The 4811-nt window shown below is 36.9% G+C and carries 5 protein-coding genes; 3 read left to right on the top strand and 2 right to left on the bottom strand.

Features of this window, described 5'->3' with window-relative positions; genetic code table 11:
• Positions 1–61 precede the first annotated feature (61 nt).
• Both hisS and AMDU4_RS12485 read right to left on the bottom strand, forming a co-directional pair.
• Entirely contained in the window at positions 62–1348 is a 1287-nt protein-coding gene (gene hisS, locus AMDU4_RS12490; protein ID WP_021788304.1) for a histidine--tRNA ligase, read from the bottom strand.
• Complete coding sequence (locus AMDU4_RS12485) at positions 1345–1542, bottom strand: DUF1059 domain-containing protein (protein ID WP_021787545.1); 198 nt, start codon at positions 1540–1542, stop codon at positions 1345–1347. The genes hisS and AMDU4_RS12485 overlap by 4 nt, the downstream gene beginning before the upstream one ends.
• A 59-nt stretch (positions 1543–1601) precedes the next feature.
• Here AMDU4_RS12485 and AMDU4_RS12480 point away from each other — a divergent pair, with 59 nt between their 5' ends.
• From AMDU4_RS12480 to metG, 3 genes are read left to right on the top strand one after another with little or no spacing between them, the layout of a single operon-like run.
• Positions 1602–2558, top strand: a complete 957-nt coding sequence (locus AMDU4_RS12480; RefSeq protein ID WP_021788303.1) for an NAD-dependent epimerase/dehydratase family protein — start codon at positions 1602–1604, stop codon at positions 2556–2558.
• Positions 2559–2596: 38 nt separating this feature from the next.
• Positions 2597–3109, top strand: a complete 513-nt coding sequence (locus AMDU4_RS12475) for an HPP family protein (RefSeq protein ID WP_021788302.1) — start codon at positions 2597–2599, stop codon at positions 3107–3109.
• Between the two features lie 35 nt (positions 3110–3144).
• Positions 3145–4758, top strand: coding sequence for a methionine--tRNA ligase (metG, locus tag AMDU4_RS12470; RefSeq protein ID WP_021788301.1), 1614 nt, complete (start codon positions 3145–3147; stop codon positions 4756–4758).
• Positions 4759–4811 lie beyond the last annotated feature (53 nt).

Here is a 4811-nt window from a genome sequence, read left to right as displayed (position 1 = left end):
AGCAACTGACATTTATAGTAAAAGTTATTTTTCAATATAAATTTTGTTGTTATATTCTGATTCAATCGTCCCCTCTAAGCTGAAGGAGAAAATCATCGTATCCCATTATGGATTGCTGTGAGGTCTTCATATTCTTAACTGTTAGCGTGTTTTCTTCAAATTCTCGTTCTCCTATTATTATTGCAAAGTCAAATCCAGATGCACTTTTCATCTGTGATGATATTTTTCTGTGTGTCATGTCAACGATAGCAATTTTATTCAGGCTTCTTATCCTGCTAGCAATTTTTATTATATAATCCTCATCGACCGATGAAAGATTGCAGATATAATAGGACTTTTTAATATTCCTCTTCATCCACAGGTTCTGCCTTTTAAGCAGTAATTCTATTACAGCATCTCCTATTGCAAATCCTACTGCAGGTATCCTATCCGTTGTAAATAATTTTGAAAGGTCATCATATCTCCCTCCCCCAAGTATGGCCCTTAATTCGCCCTTTACATCAAAAGCTTCAAACACCATTCCGGTATAGTATGACAGTCCTCTTACTATTGAAAAATCGTAGTTTATGGGGCTTTCAGTGTATAGCCCTATGAGATCAAAGGTCTTTTTGATTCTTTCAATCCTTGGTTTTATTTCCTCATAGTTTTTTACTACTTTTTTTACCTTTCTCTCAAGATTTCCAGTATCCACCTTCTCATTCAGCAGTGATAGAATTTTTTTTATTTCATCCCCCTCTGCCCCTATTCCCCTAAATGCCTCAATAAATGAATTCCGGTCAATTTTTTTGTATTTGTCAATTATTGAGAAGGCATCTGGTATGTTTTCTATGCCGAGATCCTTTAATATATATTCCATCAAAAACCTGTCATTAATATTGATTTCATAGACCCCTGACAATCCAAGATAATCAAGAATGCTTGATGCAAGCCCAACAATTTCTGCGTCAGATTCCTCAGAATCCAGACCAAACATATCGGCATTAAACTGATAATGTTCCCTGAACCTGCCCTCCTGTGGTTCTTCATATCTCCATACCTTTGGGAATGAATACCATCTGACAGGTCTTGGAAGATCTTTTCTGGCTGTCAATAATCTTACAGTGGAAGGTGTGGCTTCAGGAATCATTGTTACCTCCCTACCACCCTTATCTGTAAATGAAAAAGTCTGGTTTACAAGTTCCGTTCCTGATTTTAGCCTGTAGAGGTCGAGAGGTTCAAGGCTGGGGAAATCAATAAGCTGGTATCCAAAATTTTCCGCTGCATTGGTAATTTTCTTAAAAAAATAATTCCGAACCTCCATATCCTCAGGATAATGATCGCGGAAACCCTTTATCTTTTCAATTTTCATATTTCCCCTTTGTATTCTTCACCCTCGTATATGACGGATTCAATTTTTTTCATTGTTTCCTCATCTATGTCATTTGTTGCATGTGCATAGTGAAAATGTATTCTTATTCTTGGAAATATATCCTCTCTCTTCTCTGCATGGTTCTCGAATGAGCAGTTCCATCCCAAATCCTTACATTTGAAATAATATGTCATACCTACCCTATTAATTTTTAATATAAAAACAATTATTATTTAATAAGTTATTAACGTGCATGCAGGGAAAAAATATACTTATTACCGGCGGAGCCGGGTTCATTGGTTCCAACATGGTAGAAAAACTACTGGAAGATAACAATATAACCGTAATAGACAATCTTAACAATCACGTGGGAAATCGCTTCATAGAATCATTTTCAGGAAACAAAAATTTTCATTTTGTTGATGCCGATCTTCTATCATTTGATTATGAATCATTGAATAACATAGATATTGTTATACACTTCGCCGCTAACTCAGATGTCCGGTACGGTTCAGAGGATCCGGTGAAAGATTTCAAAAACAATGTGGTAGTTACAGAAAACATACTGGAATATATGAGAAAGAAGGATGTGGGTGAATTACTGTTTGCATCCTCATCCACCGTTTACGGTGAAGCTTCCATTATGCCCACTCCGGAGAGCTATGGACCATATATGCCAATCTCCTCCTATGGGGCATCAAAGATGGCGAATGAGGGTTTTATAACTGCATATTCTCATTATTATGGAATAAAAGGTTCAATTTTCAGATTCGCGAATATAGTGGGAAAAAATTCCACCCATGGTGTTATATACGATTTCATCAACAAACTTTTGAAAAATTCATCGGAACTCGAAATCCTTGGTGATGGAACACAGAGAAAATCATACATGCATGTAAAGGACTGTGTGGATTCAATGGTTTATATCCATGAGAAATCCCAGAAAACGGATATAATAAACCTTGGAAACCGTGAAACAACGTCAGTGAAAACAATAGCTGATTATGTTGTAAAAAGAATGGGCTTAAATAATGTAAAATACAGGTTCACAGGTGGAATAAACGGGAGAGGCTGGAAGGGTGATATAAAGGTAACACACCTTGCCATAGACAAGCTTCTGTCCATGGGGTGGAAAAGCAGGTATACCAGTGACGAATCTGTGGATGTAGCCGTACAGGAAACTATAGACCAGCTCAGAAATAAAAATTAAGCAATAATTTCATAAATGATAAAAAACTATTATACCTGATGCCTAATTACAGTGAACTGGAAACAAAGCTGAGAAATAATGTTGTCCCCTCTATATTTATTGGAATAACACTATCCCTCACAATTTTATTTCTTGCTCTACTGCACATATATATGGTCCCCATCGCTAAATTTATAGTATTTTCATCATTTGCCTCCAGTTCATTCCTTCTCTTTATGCAACCTCACCAGGAGTCATCCAGGCTCTCAAAATTTATCAAGAGCTACATAATATCGGGGTTAATAGGAATAGGCGGCTCCTTCATTGCCCTGCATATAGGGATTTATTATTCACTTGCCCTTGTAGAAACCTTGGTTGCCCTGTTTCTAGTTTTATTTAACGCAATTCATCCCCCAGCAATGGGCATAGCAGTTGTTTTTATACTGGAAAGGGCAAACATATTCGCACTGTTATTCCTTTTCTCAGGCATGATTCTTATAATTCTGTTTGATAAATTCCTCAATAAATTTGTATACGCCATGGAGGGTGAATTTAAAAAAATTTCAGTATAATAAAAACTTAAATTTTAGAGTATACTATCCCAACAATGGAACGGGAAAAGATTCTTGTAAACTGTGCACTTCCATATGCAAACGGGCCACTGCATCTTGGCCATATTGCCGGGGCATATTTAGGGGCAGATATATTCGTCAGATTTAGCAGGATGTCTGGCAAGGAAGTACTATTTATTTCCGGAAGTGATGAATATGGGACTCCTATTACAATCAGTGCAGAAAGGGATCATGTTTCACCTCAGGAAATTGCAGATAAATATCATATAGAGCAGATAAATTCATTCAATTCCCTTGATATCAAATTCGATAAATTTACCAGGACCAGTGATCCTGAACATGTAAAGGACGTCGATGAATTTTTTATTAATTTACTCCATAAGGAATATCTAGTTAAAAGGTACATGGTTTCCCCATTTTGCAGTGAACTCAATAAATTTATGCCGGACCGATATATTGAGGGACAATGTCCATACTGTGGTTACGAAGACGCTAGAGGTGATCAGTGCGATAACTGTGGAAGGACACTGGACCCCATAGAACTGATAAACCCCGTATGCAAATTGACTGGAAATGCACCACTTTTCACTGTAACCGATCATTTTTTCCTCAAGTTGGACTCACTTCAGGGGAAACTTTCCGAATTTATAGATTCAAAAACATACTGGAAACCCAACGTTTTAAAATTTACACAGAATTTCATAGGAGAAGGGTTACATCCCCGTGCCATAACAAGAGATCTGGACTGGGGAGTAAAAATACCATTAAAGGGCTATGAAAACAAGAAAATTTACGTATGGTTCGAGGCACTGATAGGATACATAACCGGTGCCCGTACATACTCTGAGGAAATAGGAAAACCGGAATATTGGAAAGAATTCTGGATGAATAAAAACATAAAATCATATTATTTCATCGGAAAGGACAACATACCATTCCATACAATAATATGGCCAGCCATGTTACTTGCCCATGGCGGTTATAACCTTCCATATAACGTTCCAGCCAATGAATATCTAAGGTTTGATGGAGAGAAATTCTCCAAAAGCAGGGGGATAGGATTTACAGTGGATGAGGTGCTTAAATTCGTGGATAAAAATTCGCTGCGCTACTATATGGCATCAATACTTCCAGAAACCGGAGATTCCGATTTTTCCATGAAAGAATTCCAGCTCAAGGTAAATTCTGAACTTGTAGATAAATACGGGAATTACATATACCGTGTAGAAAGCTTCATAGAGAAAAATGGATTGTTGCCACATAAGCCAGAAACAATGGATTACGAAGACCTGGAAATAATGAATATACTTCATAATAAATTCGCTGAATACAGCAAAGAGATAGGAGATGTGCATATTAAACGGGGAATATCTGTGTGGCTTGAACTGGTTATGGTTGCAAACAACTATTTCACTGAGTCAGCACCATGGAAGCTCATTAAGGAGGATCTGGAAAAACTAAATGAAAAGCTCTATGTGTCACTAAAGATTGGGCAATATCTAACAGTCATGCTTTATCCTTATGTGCCATCAGCTGCTGAAAATATATGGGAGTCATTCGGAATTCCTGAAAAATTGGCAGGTGCCAGATTTGATGATGTTTTAAACACTAATGAGTTTCATGTCAAAAAGNGGGGAAATACCCTTTAAGAAAATTGATTTAAATAATCCGAATATTTTTGATATTCAACTTGCAACAATTG

The sequence above is a fragment of the Ferroplasma sp. Type II genome (assembly GCF_000496155.1).
This window is presented reverse-complemented; position numbering and strand designations above follow the sequence as displayed.